18 protein-coding genes and 1 tRNA gene are annotated in these 20,748 nt (G+C 39.4%); 9 read left to right on the plus strand and 10 right to left on the minus strand.

Annotated features, from left to right (window positions below; translation table 11 throughout):
• The first annotated feature begins 8 nt into the window (after positions 1 to 8).
• Genes G7061_RS08590 through G7061_RS08600 form a run of 3 tightly spaced genes read left to right on the plus strand, consistent with a single transcriptional unit; the run spans position 9 to position 3,035 of the window.
• Positions 9 to 1,055 (plus strand): PTS fructose transporter subunit IIC, encoded by a 1,047-nt coding sequence (locus G7061_RS08590; protein WP_159639158.1) that lies wholly within the window; start codon positions 9 to 11, stop codon positions 1,053 to 1,055.
• A gap of 2 nt (positions 1,056 to 1,057) precedes the next feature.
• Entirely contained in the window at positions 1,058 to 2,305 is a 1,248-nt protein-coding gene (locus G7061_RS08595; protein WP_159639159.1) for a class II D-tagatose-bisphosphate aldolase non-catalytic subunit, read from the plus strand.
• Between the two features lie 43 nt (positions 2,306 to 2,348).
• Positions 2,349 to 3,035 (plus strand): HAD family hydrolase, encoded by a 687-nt coding sequence (locus tag G7061_RS08600; RefSeq protein ID WP_166120625.1) that lies wholly within the window; start codon positions 2,349 to 2,351, stop codon positions 3,033 to 3,035.
• Positions 3,036 to 3,053: 18 nt separating this feature from the next.
• Here G7061_RS08600 and G7061_RS08605 read toward each other — a convergent pair whose 3' ends face one another.
• Entirely contained in the window at positions 3,054 to 3,893 is an 840-nt protein-coding gene (locus tag G7061_RS08605) for an effector binding domain-containing protein (RefSeq protein ID WP_159639161.1), read from the minus strand.
• A gap of 208 nt (positions 3,894 to 4,101) precedes the next feature.
• On the opposite strand from G7061_RS08605, the gene G7061_RS08610 reads away from it, so the two are divergent.
• Together G7061_RS08610 and G7061_RS08615 are read left to right on the plus strand one after the other, a co-directional pair.
• A tRNA-Lys gene (locus G7061_RS08610) sits at positions 4,102 to 4,177 on the plus strand.
• Between the two features lie 65 nt (positions 4,178 to 4,242).
• Positions 4,243 to 4,587 (plus strand): potassium channel family protein, encoded by a 345-nt coding sequence (locus tag G7061_RS08615; protein WP_159633432.1) that lies wholly within the window; start codon positions 4,243 to 4,245, stop codon positions 4,585 to 4,587.
• Between the two features lie 40 nt (positions 4,588 to 4,627).
• On the opposite strand, the gene G7061_RS08620 is transcribed toward G7061_RS08615, so the two are convergent.
• From G7061_RS08620 to G7061_RS08635, 4 genes are all read right to left on the minus strand, one after another.
• On the minus strand, positions 4,628 to 5,986 hold the full coding sequence (locus G7061_RS08620; RefSeq protein WP_166120628.1) for a PFL family protein: 1,359 nt from the start codon (positions 5,984 to 5,986) through the stop codon (positions 4,628 to 4,630).
• A gap of 7 nt (positions 5,987 to 5,993) precedes the next feature.
• The gene (locus G7061_RS08625) at positions 5,994 to 6,263 is read right to left on the minus strand and encodes an ACT domain-containing protein (RefSeq protein WP_159646870.1); all 270 of its coding nucleotides are present in this window, start codon (positions 6,261 to 6,263) and stop codon (positions 5,994 to 5,996) included.
• 141 nt (positions 6,264 to 6,404) lie between these two features.
• The gene (locus G7061_RS08630; protein WP_166120631.1) at positions 6,405 to 6,869 is read right to left on the minus strand and encodes a cupin domain-containing protein; all 465 of its coding nucleotides are present in this window, start codon (positions 6,867 to 6,869) and stop codon (positions 6,405 to 6,407) included.
• A gap of 40 nt (positions 6,870 to 6,909) precedes the next feature.
• Positions 6,910 to 7,707 carry an acyltransferase domain-containing protein gene (locus G7061_RS08635; RefSeq protein ID WP_166120634.1) on the minus strand — a complete coding sequence of 266 codons (798 nt, stop codon included), beginning with the start codon at positions 7,705 to 7,707 and terminating at the stop codon, positions 6,910 to 6,912.
• A gap of 101 nt (positions 7,708 to 7,808) precedes the next feature.
• On the opposite strand from G7061_RS08635, the gene G7061_RS08640 reads away from it, so the two are divergent.
• Together G7061_RS08640 and G7061_RS08645 are read left to right on the plus strand one after the other, a co-directional pair.
• Positions 7,809 to 8,504, plus strand: coding sequence for an ABC transporter ATP-binding protein (locus G7061_RS08640; RefSeq protein WP_159633447.1), 696 nt, complete (start codon positions 7,809 to 7,811; stop codon positions 8,502 to 8,504).
• Positions 8,497 to 10,098, plus strand: a complete 1,602-nt coding sequence (locus tag G7061_RS08645) for a hypothetical protein (protein ID WP_166120636.1) — start codon at positions 8,497 to 8,499, stop codon at positions 10,096 to 10,098. Before G7061_RS08640 ends, G7061_RS08645 begins: the two co-directional genes overlap by 8 nt.
• 50 nt (positions 10,099 to 10,148) lie before the next feature.
• Here the strand turns inward: G7061_RS08645 and G7061_RS08650 are convergent, their stop codons facing one another.
• The 5 genes from G7061_RS08650 to sdaAB all read right to left on the minus strand — a co-directional run bounded on the left by G7061_RS08650 (position 10,149) and on the right by sdaAB (position 16,777).
• Positions 10,149 to 12,875 carry an InlB B-repeat-containing protein gene (locus G7061_RS08650; RefSeq protein ID WP_166120639.1) on the minus strand — a complete coding sequence of 909 codons (2,727 nt, stop codon included), beginning with the start codon at positions 12,873 to 12,875 and terminating at the stop codon, positions 10,149 to 10,151.
• A gap of 145 nt (positions 12,876 to 13,020) precedes the next feature.
• The gene (locus G7061_RS08655) at positions 13,021 to 14,340 is read right to left on the minus strand and encodes a sensor histidine kinase (RefSeq protein WP_166120642.1); all 1,320 of its coding nucleotides are present in this window, start codon (positions 14,338 to 14,340) and stop codon (positions 13,021 to 13,023) included.
• Positions 14,341 to 14,349: 9 nt separating this feature from the next.
• A complete protein-coding gene (locus G7061_RS08660) occupies positions 14,350 to 15,069 on the minus strand; it encodes a LytTR family DNA-binding domain-containing protein (RefSeq protein WP_159633459.1) in 720 nt (239 codons plus the stop codon).
• Between the two features lie 149 nt (positions 15,070 to 15,218).
• On the minus strand, positions 15,219 to 16,100 hold the full coding sequence (gene sdaAA, locus G7061_RS08665) for an L-serine ammonia-lyase, iron-sulfur-dependent, subunit alpha (RefSeq protein WP_159639168.1): 882 nt from the start codon (positions 16,098 to 16,100) through the stop codon (positions 15,219 to 15,221).
• Positions 16,100 to 16,777: an L-serine ammonia-lyase, iron-sulfur-dependent subunit beta gene (gene sdaAB, locus G7061_RS08670; protein WP_166120645.1), complete on the minus strand. Its 678-nt coding sequence runs from the start codon at positions 16,775 to 16,777 to the stop codon at positions 16,100 to 16,102. The genes sdaAA and sdaAB overlap by 1 nt, the downstream gene beginning before the upstream one ends.
• 397 nt (positions 16,778 to 17,174) lie before the next feature.
• Between sdaAB and G7061_RS08675 the strand changes: the two genes are divergently transcribed.
• Together G7061_RS08675 and G7061_RS08680 are read left to right on the plus strand one after the other, a co-directional pair.
• Complete coding sequence (locus G7061_RS08675; protein WP_166120648.1) at positions 17,175 to 18,920, plus strand: ABC transporter ATP-binding protein; 1,746 nt, start codon at positions 17,175 to 17,177, stop codon at positions 18,918 to 18,920.
• Complete coding sequence (locus G7061_RS08680) at positions 18,913 to 20,727, plus strand: ABC transporter ATP-binding protein (protein ID WP_166120652.1); 1,815 nt, start codon at positions 18,913 to 18,915, stop codon at positions 20,725 to 20,727. Before G7061_RS08675 ends, G7061_RS08680 begins: the two co-directional genes overlap by 8 nt.
• Positions 20,728 to 20,748 lie beyond the last annotated feature (21 nt).

Genomic DNA, 20,748 nt, shown 5'->3' on the forward strand with positions numbered 1-20,748 from the left:
AAAGAATCATGGAAAAGAAACCTAATAAAATTTTCAAAGATTTAACGCAGGCATTTAACACCGGTGTTTCCTATATGATGCCAGCGGTCGTTGTCGGCGGGATATTCCTTGCTGCTGCACTCGCAACTGGAGAAGCTACCGATGCAGGAATGGTTGTTACAAACCCATTCTTCCAAAATTTACTTAAAATAGGTGAAGCTGGATTTGCAATGATGATTCCAATACTATCCGGATACATCGCATATTCTTTAGCAGGTAAACCTGGATTGATACCAGGTATGATTACTGGATTCATCGCGAATAATCCTGTTGGGGCAAATAATGTTAGCACGGGGTTCTTAGGTGCAATGTTAGTTGGGATTTTGGCAGGTTACTTTGCACGTTGGATGAAAACCTGGAAAGTAAACAATACAATTCGTACGATTATGCCAATTCTTATTATTCCAATGCTTACAACATTTGTCGTAAGTATGGCATACATGTATGTTCTTGCTGCACCACTTGGTTCATTGATGGCATGGTTAATGAATTTATTGTCAAGTCTTGAAGGATCACAAGCTGTTATTCTTGGTGTCATCATCGGAGCTATGACCGCTGTCGACATGGGTGGACCAATCAATAAAACTGCATCAGCATTTACTTTAGCACTCATGGCTGAAGGCATCTACGGACCTAACGGTGCGTTCCGAATCGCTGTTGCTATTCCACCACTTGGTGTTGCACTTTCCACATTTATTTCTAAAAAGAAATATACTACTGAAGAGAAGAACTTGGGTGCATCTGCGTTCTTTATGGGACTTATTGGGATTACGGAGGGTGCTATTCCATTTGCCGTTAAGAGTATCAAGACAGTCCTCCCTGCAATCATCATCGGTAGTGCTGTTGGGGCCGGCTTGGGTATGATTCATAATGTCGAAGTATTTGTGCCTCATGGTGGCTTAATTGTTATTGCTGCAGCAACCAATAAGCTATGGTTTGTTCTAGATATGTTAATTGGTGCCTGTGTTACTGCAGGAATTCTACATATTCTACGACCTGATGTTGAGGAGAAATAGTTATGAAGGTACAACTTAACTCACTTCTCACCAGTTTGCTAGATCTTGAGAAACAAGGTAAGGGTGCAACACTGTTGGGTATTGGTCCCATGTCTTCTAATCTTATTATTGCAAGTTTAGAACTTGCTCGAGATGGTAACTTTCCAATTATGTTTATAGCAAGCCGAAATCAGGTTGATTCTGATGAATTTGGAGCAGGCTATGTTAATGGATGGAATCAAGATCGCTTTGCTCAAGATATTCAAAACATTGCGAATGATATTGGATTTACCGGTTCGTATTACTTATGTCGAGATCATGGTGGACCGTGGCAACGGGACGAAGAACGCAACAATCACATCCCAAAAGAAACAGCTATGGCTATCGCAAAACAATCTTACCTTGAAGACATCCTAGCTGGATTTGATTTATTAATGATTGACCCTACTAAAGATCCGTTTGAGGTTGGGAAAGTTATTCCCTTGGAAGCTGTTATCGACATGACTGTTGAACTTATCGAGTATTGTGAATCAGAACGCCGCCAACGAAACCTTCCAGAAATTGCGTATGAAGTTGGTACAGAAGAGACAAATGGTGGGCTCACAAGTACGGATCGCTATGAAGAATTCATCCAAGAATTGAACCGGCGTCTTGATGCACAGGGATTACCACATCCTTCATTTATTGTCGGTCAAACTGGAACGTTAACGCGAAAGACTGAGCAAGTTGGAACCTTTAACTTCAATAATGCACAAAACCTAGCTACAATGGCCGCTTCTTACGGCGTTAGTTTAAAAGAACACAACGGCGACTATCTTTCTGATGAAACATTATTGTTACACCGACCAACGATGATTTCTGCAGTGAACGTTGCACCACAATATGGGACTCAAGAAACACGAGCATTGATCACTTTAACAAACGTTGAGACCTTACTTCATGACAAAGGTGCGATTACCAATCGTTCGCAGTTGTATGATATACTGCTTACGAAAGCTATTGACAGTGAGCGCTGGAAAAAATGGGTTATTGATCCAAACATCACAGTAGAGACAATCAAAAAAGACCCTGAACTATCCCTTGAAATTTTAGATATTGCGGGTCACTACACATTTAACGATCCGGATATTATTCGAGAAACAACCGTTCTCTACCAGAATCTAAGTCAGTGTGGCATCGACGGTAAACGGTATGTCATCGAATCCATCAAACAGCCAATTCACAACTATGCTGTTGCCTTCAATCTTATCAATTTATTTGATCGCATTTAATTTTATAAGAGACACTTTAAGTGTCTCTTTCTTGGGAGTTTGTATGATAAATCTTATTTTTGACCTAGATAATACTTTATATTTTCGTGAATCAGCATTTGCAAATGCGATACGAGATGTCTTTCCTGACTTAACACAATCGAATGTTGGCACTTTGTTTGAACACTTTGAGCATTTTAGCGCTGTTTACTTTGAACACCATGAACAGCAACTCATTGATTTCACTACCATGCGACTACTGCGAATTCAAGCAACACTTCGTGCTGAGGGTGTTAAAATATCTGATAATGATGCGGCCATATGGCAACATGCCTATGAACAGCATCAGTATTCACTAACTCTTTCCGAGGACACTGTGGCACTTTTAGATTGGTGCAAAAGTCAAAATATTCCTCGAGGTATTATTACCAATGGTAACACTGCGCATCAAACACAAAAAATCAAAAATTTAAAACTCGGACGTTGGTTTGATGAGAATCGCATTATCGTATCCGAAGCATTTGGTGTCGCAAAGCCCAATCGTGAAATCTTTGATTGTATGCATACAAAACTTCCCGATCAGACGACGTATTATATTGGCGATGACTACGAAAAGGATATCATCGGAGCGCATAATGCTGGATGGCGTACAATATGGTTAAGCACCAAAACATCCCATCAACAACCGCAACCTGATTACCATGTTGCAAACCACTTAGAACTCTTAGCACTCTTAAAAACGTTAAAATAGAGATATCCGAAGATATCTCTATTTTAATTTAATCCAAATTTCTGCAGTATGTGTTTCGCTGCTAGGGTCCTCATTCGGATACATTTCGAAGTCAAATTCCCCGTCAATCTGATAGCCGCTGGTTGGAATCCAGTCATTCATAATTTCTTGCCATGCTGTTTGGATAGCTTCTGGAAGGGGTCCTTTCGCCTCAAAAACAGCGAATCGCGCTGCCGGAACGTGCAACACATCATAGCCCGACATTTCATTTTGAGTTACCGTACCAATCCAGTACTCCATCTTTGATTCATCCTTCGGAACACATACACCTACAATGCCATTGATGCTTCCATCATTCATTTCAAAGAGAACTTGATCACGCCCTGATTCATTCAGTTCATCCCATAGCCCAGGAATCACTTTTAAATTCTCATTGTTTTCAATACTCATTTCATATTTTGTACCACAAATCACAAATGCTTCTCGTGTTTCAATTCTTACTTTCATCATATTTTCCCGCTTTCTGGAAGGTTCATGACGATACATTGGATAGATGCGAAGTGGTTGATTATCCAGTCGTGTTCTTGATGGCGCTTGATTGTGTTGTTGCTTGTAGGATTTTGTAAAAGACTCCGGAGTCTCATAACCATACTTTAATGCGATATCAATAACGCGTTGTTCACTTTCTTTGAGTTCAAACGCCGCACGACTTAGGCGTCGTAATCGTATATATGTCTTAAGTCCTATCCCTGTCTCAAGTGCAAATAGCCTTTGCAAATAGAAGATAGAATAGTTTAATGATTGCGCAAGATCATCCAATGAAATTGATTCCAAATTTGCTTCGATGGTATCTACAATCTTCTGTACTATCAGTTGCATCCCTTCACCTCCTAAACCCATTCTAGCGTTTTAATCGATTTGATACCTGTCATTTTGTGCACAACTTAAAATCCATCATAATTATAGTCGACCTTTGTCTTAAAATAAACGAAATAGTTTGTCTGTAACGATTGCGATTTCATGAAATCGGCGTATAATAAAACTATAAACAGACACCAAGTAGTTGTTTGATGCCGTGTTTATTTGTGTTCCTATAGCTCAGCCGGCAGAGCAACAGACTCTTAATCTGTGGGTCCTCGGTTCGATCCCGAGTGGGAACACCAATTCACAATTCGACTCACCCCTGTGGTGAGTTTTCTATTTTGTCTGTCAATAAGGGGGATATCCTATGATTTCACTATTTTTAGGATTTAAACAAGTTTGGAAAATTATTACAAACATCGGAAGGCGACATGAAACTCGAGCAATTATTGTCCTTGTTTTCATACTTCTTCTAGCAGGTACAGGTTTCTTTACATTATATGAAGGAATGTTGCCGCTTGATGCCTTATACTTCTGTTTTGTCACATTAATGACAATCGGTTATGGAGATATCGTTCCCGTAACAGCCTTAGGCAAGATATTTACGATGGTTTATGCTACTTTAGGCGTAGGTATTGTTGGATTATTAGCAGGATTGTTCGCACGCGAATGTTTATCACGCACAAAGTTTAATGTGGATTCACTTGAGTAATGACTTATACAAAATGGACTTCGTTTGAAGTCCATTTTTATTAGTTTTTAAAACTGTGAATTGGTGCTGGGATATGACCCCCACGCAATACAAACGCATCATTGTTAAAGTCGTTTATTGGCATGATTGGCGCATGCCCGAGTAATCCACCAAAGACTACTGATTCCCCAACATCTTTACCGATAACTGGTATAATACGAACAGCTGTCGTTTTATTATTAATAAATCCAATCGCACATTCATCGCCAATAATTCCAGAGAGTTGATTTGCAGTCGTTTTTCCAGGAACGGCGGCCATGTCGATACCGACTGAGCAAACTGCTGACATTGCTTCTAATTTATCCAAAGTCAATGCGCCTTTTTCGACTGCAGTAATCATCGCATGATCTTCACTCACAGGAATGAAGGCACCAGATAAGCCACCTACATGAGATGATGCCATAACTCCACCCTTTTTGATATTATCATTTAATAATGCAAGGGCTAGGGTTGTCCCATGGGCGCCCGGTTGTTCCAGTCCCATAACCTGGAAAATTTCCCCAATACTATCACCAATAGCAGGTGTTGGCGCAAGTGATAAATCAATCGTCCCAAATGGATATCCCAAACGACGGGATGCTTCTTGAGCAATCAATTGTCCAGCACGTGTAATCTTAAATGCTGTTTTTTTGATTGTTTCACAAAGGTTTTCAAAACTTGAAATATCTTCGTTCTCTAGCGCTTTCTTAACGACACCAGGTCCACTAACACCGACATTAATGACCGTATCCGCTAATCCGACACCATGATATGCTCCGGCCATAAAAGGGTTATCCTCGACTGAGTTACAGAATACAACAAATTTAGCGCAGCCGATACTGTCGCGATCCGCTGTCAACTCTGCCGTCTTGACAATCAGATTTCCCATTTGTAGCAATGCATCCATATTGATACCCGCACGTGTTGAGCCAATATTAATACTTGAACAAACACGATCAGTTACGGCAAGTGCCTCAGGAACTGAATTGATAAGAATCTGATCTGATGGTGTGATTCCTTTTTCAACAAGTGCTGAGAATCCTCCAATAAAATCAACACCAACTTCTTTAGCCGCACGGTCGAGTGTTTGCGCAATTGAAACATACGAATCCGTCTTGCATGCAGATGCCGCAATCGCAATGGGCGTAATGGAAATACGTTTGTTCACGATTGGAATTCCATATTCCCGAGCAATCGTGTCACACACAGTAACAAGGTCTTTCGCACGTTGTGTAATTTTAGCATAAATTTTTTCATTAAAAGCATCGATGCTTTCATCTGCACAATCCATAAGATTTATACCCATTGTGATGGTCCGAACATCAAGGTTTTGCTCAAGAATCATGGTTTGTGTTTCATAAATTTCTTTTGTACTTATCATCTCTACCCTACAATCTATGCATCGATGAGAAGATTTCTTCCCGTTGCATTGAAATTTCGACACCAATCTCGTGTCCATGTGCCTTTAAAGTTTTTTGTAATGTATCAAAATGATCGATCACTGCGGTAATATCCACAACCATCAACATATTAAAAAAATTGCTTTGTATTGTTTGACTAATATCGAGTATATTGATATTTTCTTCTGCCAAGTAAGTGCAGACACTTCCGATAATACCAACGCGGTCTGTCCCTACAACTGTAATTATTGCTTTCATGAATGATTGCCTTCTTTCTTTTGCAGTTATCGTATCATATTTCATGATATTTTAATCACTAACACATAACTTTTGCTGAAATCTTATGGTCTTACTTATCCAAAAACTGAATAAAAAAAAGCTTGCTGTGCAAGCTTAACGTTAACGTGTCAATTTACGAATCATCGACTGGTGTTGGGGGTATCGTTCTACGAGTTCAGGATACGAATACAGTTTAAAATCGTCGTATGTAAATCCCGGCGCAACCATGCATCCAACCACACTGAATCCTGTCTCGACATACGATGCGAATATCCACTCTTTAGGAACCGTATATTGAAGTACTTCGCCTTCCTCAAGATTCGGTCCAATTTTGATATCATGGAGCGTTCCTTCGAGATCAATCATGGATACATGTAAACTGGATCCATAGTGATAGTACCAAATCTCGTCAGAAGTTAATTTATGATATGCTGAAAAATTGGTGTCATCAAGTAAAAAATAAATACTAGATGCAATCGATTTGTCATTAATTGTGATATCCGATGCATACGTCTTCGCATACCACCCACCTTCTACATGCTTTTGTAATTTCAGATGCTCAATAAAGTATTCTTTTTGCTTCATAATGGGCTCCTTTGTCTCTCTATATTATACAAAAGATTGATTAGATTTTAAAAGGAATGTATCCAAAGGAAACGCCAATGTTATCGAGGTTTTCCAAGACATGCTTCTGAAGGTACGTCTTTTTAGGCATTGCTGCAATTTTTGAGAGATCTTGCGTACCGAAAGCGCGTTCTAGGATTTGATAGCGAATGGGTGCCTCGTGAATGATTTCAAAACACTTCCCAAACTGCACAATATTACTCTCTTCAGGAAGCCAGATTTCCATTTTAGAATAGATAAGCCATGTTCGTGTGATGAAACCTTCAATTTTGAGATGACCAAAGTATTTTCGAAAGAAAACGCGGGCTCGTTCAAGAGCATCGAAGACCGCATCCACAGACAAGTTAGCACCCTTTAAGATATGAATATTGAGATAGATTGATCCTGCTTGAAATCGTTCTTTTTGAACTGCTGTCAGTGGCAACGCATCATCACCAGAACGTTCAATATACGTCAAATCAAATGGGAAAATTTGAAAGCGAAGGGATCCTAAATCAAACATCTTAAAATTAAGAAAATCTTGAAGCCAATGGATATCATGATCGGAAAGCCCTACACTGCCATGGGTTGCTTTAAAACGTTCAACACGATAACGAAGGTCGGATAAACTATCGATTAAAATATATTCTGGTACGCCATGAACGCGATATTTTTCTTCTAAGGCAGCCAACTCATAGAGTATATTCAAAAGATTGGTAGCACTTGTTGTTGTCGGATTTTGTTCAATCCATAACGCTTCCACATCCTGATTAAAGGACGCTTTCTTTAACAATCTTTTAACGCTTTCATTCATATTCATAAATTCTCATCATCACTTTCTGGATACTTTAGATATTTTCTTGACTGCTTTCATGCATTATCGTATCATTGTATCAACAATATAACACAAAGGAGCTTTTTATGAAACTTGTGATTGAAGATTTAAACAAACGTTTTGACCAAAATCATGTGCTTCGCAATGTGAATGCTACGTTTGAAAAAGGAAAAATCTATGCCCTACTGGGACGTAATGGTAGTGGTAAGACTACTTTTTTTAATTGTGTCAGCCAGGAAATGCAAGCGGACTCAGGTCGCGTCTATTTGGACGAAACTCAATCCATATCCGAACAAGACTTTGGGTATGTCTATGCGATGCCAATGCTTCCCGAATTTTTAACTGGATATGAGTTTTTGAGTTTTTTTGTAGATATTCATAAAGATAAAGGTTTAAAGCGTGAAGATATTGATGGTTACTTCGATCGAATTCAGTTTAGCACAGATGATCGTCATAAACTCATTAAAGAATACTCTTTCGGTATGCGGAATAAACTACAGATGATTAGTATCATCATGTTAAAACCAACAGTCCTTTTCCTTGATGAACCCCTTACTTCGTTTGATGTGATTGCATCCATTGAAATCAAGAATTTATTGTTGGAATTGAAACACGATTGTATTATGATTCTCTCCACCCATATTTTACAAATTGCGAAAGATATATGTGATGAAGTTGTTATTTTACATAAAGGAAGTCTTAAACAACTCGATAACAGTCAGCTCCACAGTGAAGGATTTGAAGCTGAAATTGTTGAAATTCTCAGCGAAGATCATGAATAACAAAGTTTTTTCTAATATTCGAGCGACACTATTCATGAATCAGGCAATCTTTTACCTTCGAAAGATTCCTTTCCTGAAAGATGTTATTGGCCCATACGCTTATTACAACGATGACTTAAAGAAAACACTTGCAACAGTTGCTCAAGTCGTGCTCTTCATTATTAGTGTCGCCAAAAAAGCAGCCTATCTAGCCATTCTTATGCTGCTTGCCAATACTGTGCCACTTGCCATCTTTAATGACACGGCACTATCCTTTGTAGTCTATTTCGCAGCATTTAATTTCTTTACGATTGCTAACACTCGAATTCTTGAAGATTCGAAAACGAAATGGCTCTTAATAACACTTTTCAAAACACCAAGCGACGACTATTATGATTATGCACTCAAGCAACGTAGCTATGATCGCTTACTCTTAGGAATCATGGCGAGCATACTAACCGGAATCAGTCTTTGGCCTGACCTTCAAGCAATGAGCTTGTTGATGATGCTCCTGATTCTGATTATTTCACTGCATACAGTATTTTTAGGCGAAACAATGATGATTCACTACTTTAACCGGCATAACCGGAAAATGCGAATGCGTTATGAATTAATGGTGTCATTGCTTTTTGGAGCAATCCCAATGGCCCTTCTGCTCATTCCGACATCTCTTAATTGGATTTATGGCTTAATTTCATTCGGTTTGATTGTCTCCCTATATGTATGCTACCGCTACACACTTCAAAATGCGAATCCATCAGCCGTAAACCGTTTCATGACCCAAAACATGACACTGAGCACGGAGACCTCTCAGAAGGTTAAAGAATTGACACAAGAGGAACTAAGAATTGATGACTTAAACGTTAATCAAACCACTGAGTTGAGTCATCGCTATTCAGGCTACAAACTCCTCAATATTGCGTTCTTTATGCGTCACCGTCGAATGTGGTTCAAGCCGCTTATTTGGATGCTTCGAATTATCACAGCATTTGTTGTTGGAGGCGTGGTTATTAAAATGGGTTCGGTTTACTTATTTGGCCCTAATTTTTTTGAAACCATTATCGGCTCAAACAGCAGCTTAATCAGTCAATTCATGCTCATCTTCTATTTCTTGAATGTGACTAAAAAAATTACACGCGCATGTTTCTTAAATGCTGATTACAGTTTATTGCACTATGCTTTTTACCGTCGGAAAGAAACGATTTGGAAGCAATATCTGTCCCGTCTTGGAATCTTAATTGTTATCAATTTTGTTCCAGTCATTGCGGTCTTACTTGGACTCATCTTATGGAATATGGTAGGGCTACTCAGTTTTGAACTTGCCAACTTCATTCCGCTTTGCGTGAGTCTCTTGTCATTATCAGCGTTGTATACAACGGTTCATCTCTTTCTCTATTACATCTTGCAACCGTACAACCGTGATATGGAAGTTAAAAGTATCACCTATCATATAGCAGAATTTGCAATCATCATCTTTGTTTATAGTAACAACATGGTTGCGTCATTAGCCTCCGCAGATATCGTAATTACTGTTTTTAGTATCATTGTAATTATCATTAGTACCGTTCTCGTTCGATTATTTGCCCACAAAACATTCAAATTGCGTGAGCATTAACAGATTCCAAATGAAAAGAAAGTCCGTGAATTGACTTTCTTTTTTTATGACTATTTTACTGAACGACGTTTTGTTTCGATGATAATTGCGAGTCCAACGAATACAATCATTGAACCCAACAAGACTCCATACGATGCGTCAACACCTGTTGCAGGTAGCGTTTCACTCGTTGTTGGCGCTTCCGGAACTTCTGGTGTTTCTGGTACTTCTGGTACTTCTGGTATTTCTGGCACTTCGGGATTTTCTTCCCATTGAGCAATAAGTACAATGTCCCGTTCTACAAGATCGGTGTCAAAATTCCAGAATTGATTTAGACGGGCTGTTGTTTGAAGTTTCCAGCCAAGGAATGTATAACCCTCTCTGGTTGGATTCACGACACGTGATACTTTTGATCCCGCTGTTACAACTTGTGAGAGTTCAAACGAACCCAAACCACCGTTTAAATCAAAGGTTACTGTTAGCATCTCAACAGGAGGAATAATAGCTTTCCATTGAGCATAGAGTACGACTGACTCTTGACCGACTGCGTCGGTTGCAAAGTTCCAAAGATTGTTACTATCATTCTTACCTAAACCCCAACCTACAAAGGTATATCCCAAACGGGTTGGTGCTTCCGGTTCTGTAACGAGTGCATTAGCTTCCAAGTTCTGACTTTCCGGTTGAATGCTATCGCCACCATTTAAGTCAAATGAGACAACGTATGTTTCAATTTTTTCCCATTTTGCATGGAGATATTGATGCACTTCTTGAATGCGTGTTGTTGCGAAGTCCCATTGATTGTCGGCTTCATCAAACCAACCGACAAAACGGTATCCGGGGATTGACGGTGTCGTAGGTTCTTGAATTTTTTGACCCATGACTGTTAAGGCATAATTTAGCGACTCACTGTAGTCTGGTGCATCAAGCCCCTCTATCATATCTGGATTCGGATCAAAATACACAATTGCAGAGTGTCCTAAATAGATATCATCACCGTTATATGCATTATCGTATTGCGGCATGAATGGATTTTGTGATGCTGAATATGTCGTATTTAAGATGCTTTCTTGATGAACTGTGGTGAGTGCATCATCTGCCTGTGTACTTAATGACCACTCAACAGGATATGCTGATTTATTTTCTGAGAAAGTAACACCGTCCAATTGTAAAGCACCCGGGCTGTTTTCAAAGTTGCCATAATGGATGGCACCACCATAACCACCTTGATTCCATCCTGGTCCTGGATCATTGCCGGTTACTGTATTTTTCGTAATTTGAGTATTCTTAATGCTAATGAGTCCTTCATCCATTGAGTTTCCATAAGTATTAAAATCTAATGCACCTGCATGATAATCCGCGATATTTCCAGTAATAATTGAATCTGTGATGGATACTTCTGTGTTACCACTATAATCTGTATAGAGATAGAATCCGCCTCCAGATCCCGCAATATTATTCGAAATGGTTGTGTTAAGAATGTTGACATAACCATGCTCGCGCATTTGTTCAACATAGATTCCTCCACCGCTACTTGAGGTTCCTGATTGCTCTTCTGTTTCGGGATCGTACAGATTGCGTGAAGCGGTATTTCCATCAACGGTGACTGTATCGAGTGTTAGGCCATTGCTTGATTCAAGCATGACATTAATTCCCGACCCACCACGATCCGCATGGTTGTTCAAAATATCTGAATGAGAAATGGATGTCGCTGAACTATCTTTGAGACGTAAATTAATTGCCCCACCCATTCCCTCAGTATTGGTATTGCCATCAAAGTTACTGTTTGTAATTGCTAAAGTCGCGGTTCCACTTCCGGTGAAGAAGACACCAGCACTGTTACTTGCAGCTTCATTGTCAATCATGGCGACATTATTCATCGTGATTGCACCGTTTTTAGCGTAAATGCTAATCATTCCACCGCTTTGATTAATTTTCTTATTATTACTAAATCGAACGTTATCAAAATTAACATCCGCATTCTGTGTGTCAATCATTACAAATGCAGATGAAACTGCATTCCGAACATTAATCCCATTATTGATGAATGTTGAATTGGTAAGATCCAAACTACCGCCATTACTTGTAAAGACGAGGAAACCGGAATTCCACCCTGATGCGACTGCAGGATTATCCCTCACATCAAGTCCTGAAATCTTGTTACCAATTAGGTTGTTTGTAAGTTCAAGTCCACCCTTACTTGTACCATGATTTGCATCCGTACTTAAAATTACGTTATTCATTGTAAGGTCTAGAACACCTGTTCCAGTAACTGCAATATGGCGTTGGTTATTTGCATGATTTAGAGTAACTGGTTCGTCATTTGTAGATTGAATGCGTATACGCGTTACTTTCGAAGTGTTAATGGAAAGGGGCTTTGTTAAGTTGATGGTTGTTCCCCCAACAATTTCAATCACCGCATCCCCACTTGCTTCATTTAATGCTTGTGTCAGTAATGCTTCTGAATCGATACCTACAGCACGAGCTTGGGGTTTTTCTTCTTTTTTCGATACAGCGTTTTCTTTTGAATCATCCTTTTCATTTGACGAAACATTCAGTGCTTCGGTCTCTTGGTTTTCAATCACATCATCCGATGCCACGGCAGGTGCGTCGAGAGATGCTTCGATTGATTCAGTATTGTCATTTATCAACGCATCATCCTTGTTTGTGACAGTTTCTGTTATAACCTCTTGCTCATGTACAGGAACAACAGGTGTGTTGTGCTCTTCTGCAAAAATGGGCAATGAAGGTAGTATCAATGTAATTGATACGATTAATCCAATAATATTCTTTTTCCTCATATTTCGTTAACTCCTTTATATTTTAAGAATATATTGTTTTAGCCATTTTTCGCATCTTGCAGCACAGACTGCAAGTTTGATGTCATAGAATTCAAGTTTTTCAAGATTGCTTAGCTGGGTATAAAAAAAAGCACCGCTTGGTGCTTTACTCATATTGAACCAAAACGGTTGCTTTAAACATATGGGCTGATTCATCAACTTCAACTTTAAATATCCCATTTGATTTTTCAATGATTTCGCGTACAATCTGAAGTCCAATACCATGAATATCTGCATCCTCTTTGGTACTTTTAAATACACCATACTTTAAAATCGGTTTGATTGTGTAGCGGTTGGAAATGGTCAACGATAACCAATTTTTATGAATAATGTTCGAAACTTGAATGTATCGCTTTGTCGGATCTTCGATATTTAATGAGGCCTCAATGGCATTGTTAATAAGATTGGTGATGACACGTAACATATCTAGTTCTGAAAGTCGAAACATCTCCGGAATTTGAAGATCTAAATCATACTTAATATCGTTATCAATGCATCGCTTTTCAACATCTTTAATGATTGCGTCCAAAAGATGACTTTGGGAATAAGGTTCCAACAAGGTGGTATCTGCAAAGGAATGATTCGTTTGATTAATGATATTCTGTGCACTCACCAGTTGATTGGATTCTATAAGTGCATTAATGGTCGTTAAGGTAGAACGGTAATCATGCTTAAATTTTTGATATTCGGCCATTAAATCTTGATATGATTCATAATGCTCAATTTGCATTTTTAGCTGGTTTTCAATTTTACCTGTATACCTTGCATTCTCTAATAGATCAGCACCTCGAAGGGCATCACTCCATGAAACACATAGAATTACGAGGATGAATAGACATGAAGATAGGTACACCGTATTAAACCATAGAACATTGTTTTGAAGGAATCGTCCATCGTTCACAATCATAATATAAAACAGCATAATCACTTCAATACGTAAGAGATGTTTGGTCTTCATAACGTTTCTAAAAAGTTTTATTTGTTTTTGAACAATTTCCTCATTGTTCATACCAACCCAAACACACCAGTTAAAGATAACATAGGTTAGAACAAATATAATCCATCGAAAGGATGTTGTCAGAAGAATTTGGTGAGTTGTTGTGCCAGCAACAAAGGCTGCGAATGCTGCAAACGACCCCCGTAAGGTATAAATAAAGAGGATTGGAAACAAAGAAATCGTTACAAGATTGAGTGGAGACACAATAAAAACGAGCTGAGTCATCAGGAGCAAGTAGGCTAAAAGATAAAAGGTGCTCATCCGCACAGCATCCAATTGATCAACAAATATAAAATCCAAGGCATAGACAAGAATTAATAAATACTCAAGTTTTCGAGTGTTGTAACGTTTCTCAAAAACTTTGGATAAATTAGTAATCCATAAATTGCCACTGAATACTAAGAGTGGTAAAAATATAAAAAGCATCATAGTCTCTCCCTAACGATTGATAAAATCGACAAAACTGTTTTCAAGCGCATTTTGATACGTACGACCAACCGGTACTACACTACCATCTAATAAAACAATCTCTGATTTTCCAAAAGTTTTTATGTAGGTCATGTTTACAATAAATGAACGTTGGACACGGACTAAAGGACTCCCCAGAATTTGCTGCTCCACCTCTGTCATCGTACTGTAAAATTCAATGATTTGCTCCTGTCGTGTTTTGATTGCAATAATGCGCTTCTTAACTTCGATATAGATAATATCCGAAATTACGAGTGTGTATGACATCCCCTTGATTTCATACATAAACAATTGATCACGTGTGATGCTAACATTCTCGATAGACTTCATCAAGACAGATTCAAAGCGCTCGTCAGTGATTGCATATTTAAGTAAGTAATTGGCTGGCATGACATCAAATGATTCAAACACATACTCTTTAAGATTTGATAAGAAAATGATTTCAGCTTGGATACCAAGACTTCGAAGTTTGGCGGCTGCATCCAGTCCGTTCATTTCTCCCATTTGAATATCAAGATAAATAATATCGGGTAACACTTTTATATCATCAAGCATAAAGAAAAGTTCCTCCGCCGATTCGAAGGCTGTAATTGAAATGTAGAGATTGTGCTTTTCTGCAATTGACTGAATGAGTTTCGCGTATTTCTCTCTAATTTCAGGATCGTCATCGCACAGAAAAATTGTTATCATGGTCCCACCTCTTTGTATTAATAGTAACGCAATTTTAACGATATAACAATTATTTATAACGTATTTATGGTTGTACTTACAATACAAATACTTCGACATTACGTCAAGAAAAAATAAAAACTGTACATATTTGTGTACAGTTTTAGATTTTATAATTTAGAATTTGACTCACCGAATATTTCTGCTTCGAAGCGACGACCTGTTGGACTATCAGCAAGGCCACCTTCGCCTGTTTCTCTGAATTTACGGGGTAATTCTTTCCCAACTTTATACATTGTCGCTACGACTTCATCACTTGGGATAGCACTCCGTACCCCAGCTAGAGCCATATCTGCGGAAACAAGAGCCTGCGCAGCTCCCAAAGCATTACGTTTAACACAAGGTACTTCAACCAATCCGGCAACTGGATCACATATGAGGCCCAGCATATTTTTTATGGTCATTGCAAATGCCTGTTCAGCTTCACGTGGAGAGCCACCCAATATTTCAACGGTTGCTGCTGATGCCATCGCAGATGCACTGCCAATTTCAGCTTGGCATCCCCCTGTCGCACCAGCTATGGATGCATTGTTTGCAACAACTAAGCCAAAGCCCCCTGCAACAAACAAAAAGTTGATTTGCTGTTCACGGGTTAAGTGATACCGTTCAATTAATGCACTAAGTACGCCAGGAGCCACACCTGCACTACCTGCCGTTGGCGTTGCACAGATTCGTCCCATTGCCGCATTAACTTCGTTTGTGGCTACAGCGCCTGCAACTGCACGAACTACGGTCGGACCACACAACGTTTCATTGCTTTCGAGATACGTTTGCAGTTTTAATGCATCTCCACCTGTTAATCCGGTCTTAGATTGTACACCCTGTATTCCTTGTTCAACAGAACGTAACATGACATCCAATTGTTTCCCCATCAGTGTCAAAATTGCTTCACGTGATTTGCCTGAATTTTCAATTTCTGCACAAATGACCGCTTCCGCAATCGACCCTTGTAATTCTGCTTGGTGGATAAGCGTTTCGATAGAATCAAACATTATAAATTCCTCCCAATATAAATAACACTTTTAATATAGGGTATCTCACGGATTGCGTCTAGCGACGTATGTAATTCTTCTTGATCCAATTCTATAACCATGTAAGCATTATTCCCTTTCGTATCACGGTCCACTTTCATCGTACTAATATTAATTTCTAAATCGGATAAGATGGTTGCAACACGTGCAATAAGACCGGGAAGGTCTTGATGAAAGATTAGGATTGTAGGTATACCACCATTAATGTCAACATCAATGTCGTTAATATTTACAATTTTGACACTCCCGCCTCCAATAGATGCCCCGATAACTGTCATTTTTTGATGACCCGAACGCATGACTAACTTCGCGGTATTGGGATGACTAACTGCTTCAGCTAAAGGAATATATTTAATGTCAACACCTTCAGCTTGAGCAATCAACAAAGACTCATGAAGCCGATCATCATCAGCATCCATTCCTAAAATTCCACCAGCAATCGCAACATCGGTACCATGACCACGGTACGTTTTCGCAAATGACTCGTAAAGATAAACATTTACGGATTCGGGAGTCTTTCCAAATACTTCACGTGCGATTTTCCCAATCCGTGCGGCACCTGCAGTGTGGGAGCTGCTGGGTCCAGTCATCACTGGACCAATGATATCAAAAACTGATGTATAATCTTGTTTAGACATGGTCTCACCTCTTGTCATATTGTACCATTAAAACAAAAAACGACATATACATATTTACGCACGTATCGGACTTTTGTGAAACCTTTCAAAATCACACCATCGTCCCCAAAGAGACCACCTCGCACTTTTTTAGACAAAACTCCTTGCCAACAAAATTGGGGTGTGCTATTATCGAGTGAGCAAAATCCCTTTGAGTTCTCGCCGGATTACTCCAGGACGTTACATGTATTTCGTAGGCCATACGAAGAAATACTTCAAGACGTCTTTTTATTTTGCTTGGCAACTAAGATTCCCTATGAGTTCTCGCCGGACAACTCTAGGACGTTATTGATGCTTCGTAGGCCATACGAAGAAGCATCTATGACGTCCTTTTTATTTTTTAGAAGAAGGAGACCCTATGAAATTAGTTAAAAAGTTTTTACGAGAGCACTTCGCCCTCGTTTCTGGAACAATGATCCTACTCTTGATCCAATTAACGGCTACCCTTTACATTCCGTATTTGGTTGCTCATATCGTTGATGATGGAATTTTAGCCAACGATCTTAATACCATCTACAGTTTAGGATTTGAAATGCTGATTGTGGCTATTATTGGCGTGATTGCAGCTGTCGCATGCAGTTATTACTCGTCCGTGATTGCTACACGATTTGGTACCGACCTAAGACTTCAAGTCTTCCATAAAGTCCAGGTACTCTCCGTTAAAGATGTTGAAGATTATGGTACTTCATCGCTCGTATCTCGAATTACCTCTGATGTTGTCAACATCCAGCAAGTTGTTGTCATGTTATTTCAGATGATTCTTCCTGGACCCCTCATCGGTATTGTCTGTGTCATTATGTCCTTTATGATTTCACCAACTTTAGGATGGGTGGCACTAATCAGTATTCTTGTCTTCCTTGGTGCTGCTATTTTGGTTACAAAATTAGCAGTTCCATACATGAATGCAATCCAACATTACCTTGATCGCATGATTCTTGTTTTGCGTGAATTCTTTGTTGGAGTACGAATTATTCGAGCATTTGACAACTCCGAATTTGAACGCCAACGCACTGATAAAACCTTTGAAGAGCACGCTGAAAACATGATCAAGATTAACCGTTTATTCGCCTTCTTGTCTCCCATCGCGTATGCGCTTTTAGGATTATCGATGGTAGCAATCCTTTGGTTTGGACTGATTGAAGTTCCAAGTGGTATTTTGCAACTAGGTGAAGTTACAGCCGTCATTGAATACACAACGCTCACCATTTTAACCCTAATAATGGCAGCCTTGGTAATTGTTATGATCCCTCGTGCGTTAGCGGCATTGAGTCGTGTTGACACGCTCCTTGCGATTGAACCAGGAGTATTAGATTCACAAACAGTTCACCCTTTGACACATGGAAGCAATGATATTGTTCGTTTTGAACATGTCTTCTTTGGATATGAGGGCGAAGATGGTGATGCATTGGTAGATGTCAGTTTCTTTGTACCCAAAGGACAAACTACAGCGATTATCGGTGCTACAGGATCAGGTAAAAGTACGATTGCGAAACTAATTATGCGATTCCACGACGCTACAAACGGACGAATTCTTTTCCAAGATAGCGATGTTCAAAGTATTTCGCAACATGCCCTTCGTGATGCTGTCAGCTATATTCCCCAAAAGTCGTTTTTGTTTAGTGGTACCGTTCAAGAGAACATCAAATTCCACAAACCCAATGGAAGTAACACAGCAATGCGTCAGGCCGCACAAACAGCACAAGCTGCATCCTTTATCGAATCCCTTGAGAAACAATACGATGCCGAAGTTGTTCGTGGCGGGATGAACTTCTCTGGAGGACAAAAACAGCGTATTAGTATTGCGCGTGCTTTGTATAAGGATGCTGACTTATATGTCTTCGATGATAGTTTCTCTGCCCTTGACTACAAAACGGATGCGGTACTACGCAAAGCCTTAAAAGAAGATATGCCCGAAGCAACCTATTTAATTATTGCACAACGCGTGAGCACCATTATGAATGCAGATCAAATTATTGTGATGGATAAAGGACATGTAGTTGGTATCGGAACACACGCATCCCTCATGCAAACAAGCGATATTTACCGTCAATTTGCTCAGTCCCAACATATTTTTGATGACATGGAGGAACCCTTAAATGTTTAAGCACAAAAAAACTAGAGTTCAGAAGGTAACCCAACAAGAGCAACCTTCGAACATGAAGCATGCTTTCAAATTATTCATTAATCTATTATTAAATTGGAAGGGACACATCGCCTTAGTTTTGCTTGTTTCCCTACTCGGTAGTATTACCTATACAATTATCCCTTGGATTATGGGACTCTCGATTGATGCTGTCGCAACGCTAATTAGCACCAATAACTTATCCATTGCTAGTGTTGAAGCAGTTATTATCCAGCCATTGCTATGGTTGGTCCTTGCATCTTTTTTCTCCTTCTTGTTTTCTTTCATTCAAGAACGCATCATGGCGTCGATCAGTGAACAAGCTGGTACCCATCTTCGAAAAATTATCACAGATAAAATGACAACACTTCCGCTACGATTTTATGACGATGTGAAAGTAGGAGAAGTCTTAAGTCGTGTCTCTGTTGATATCGAACGAGTTGCCGAAATTCTTGTCGTTGGCTTCAATCAATTTATCTCATCATTCTTTAATATTGTGATTGGTTTGATTGTCATGACTCAAATTGCAAGCTCATTGACGCTCTTAATTTTCGCTCTTATTGTTATTAGTGGGTTTGTGACTTATATTATTTCCTTGAAGAGCCAACGATCGTTTCTCGACAATTTCAGTACCCTTGCCGATTTCAATAGCTTGGTAGAAGAGTACTTTACAGGGAATGTTACTCTCAAGTCATACAATAAACAAGCATATGCAATGGATACAGTGGTTGCTTCAAATGAACGTCACGAAAAAGCACATCTTAAGGCCATGTTTTTAAACTACGCAATCTATCCAGCAGTTCGCTTCCTAAACCAACTAGCATTTATTGCCAGTGCTGTGATTGGAGGATATTTCGCATTACGTGGAATACTTAGTGTCGGGATTCTTCAAGCCTACCTCCAATACGTATCCCAAGTTTCTGAGCCAATTACAGAAGCGTCCTTTATTATTAACTCATTTCAAGCTGCTCTTGCATCGCTAGAGCGGGTTTATGATATTACAGCTTTAGACGACGAACAAGAACATGAAGGTGTCACACCGAAAATAGACCATCCAGAAGGCGCAATTTCTTTTGAAAATGTTGCCTTTGGTTACGGTCCAGATCATTTACTTATGACAGATGTATCATTTGAGGTTGGTGCCAAACAGACCGTCGCCATTGTGGGTCCAACTGGAGCTGGTAAAACAACCCTTGTGAACTTATTAATGCGTTTCTATGATATTAATGGGGGTAAAATCTTATTTGATGGTGTCGACACCCAATCAATGACACGTACAGATGTACGAAATCTTTTTGGGATGGTACTTCAAGATACGTGGTTGTTTGAAGGAACTGTCGCCGATAACATTGCCTATGGACGAAAAGATGCCTCACGTGAAGAGATTATTGCCGCCGCCAAACTCGCACAAAGTCATGATTTTATCATGCAGATGCCTCAGGGTTACGATACCATCATCTCAAGTGATGCCTCGATTGTATCTCAAGGTCAACAACAACTCTTAACGATTGCGCGTGCAGCCCTTGCTAACCCTGCAGTGATGATTCTTGACGAAGCCACTTCCAATATTGATACCATCACCGAACAGAAAATCCAAACTGCACTGAATGCTCTAATGGAAAATCGTACAAGTTTTGTGATTGCCCATCGCTTATCAACAATCCGTAATGCCGATATCATTCTCGTGATGAATCGCGGAAATATTATTGAAAGTGGTAATCATGAATCACTCCTTGAATTGGGTGGTGTTTACGCCGACTTGTATGAAAGTCAATTCACGATTGCATAAAAAAAACGACTCCGAATAATG

The sequence above is a fragment of the Erysipelothrix sp. HDW6B genome, assembly GCF_011301115.1.
Taxonomy (GTDB): Bacteria; Bacillota_I; Bacilli_A; order Erysipelotrichales; family Erysipelotrichaceae; genus Erysipelothrix; species Erysipelothrix anatis.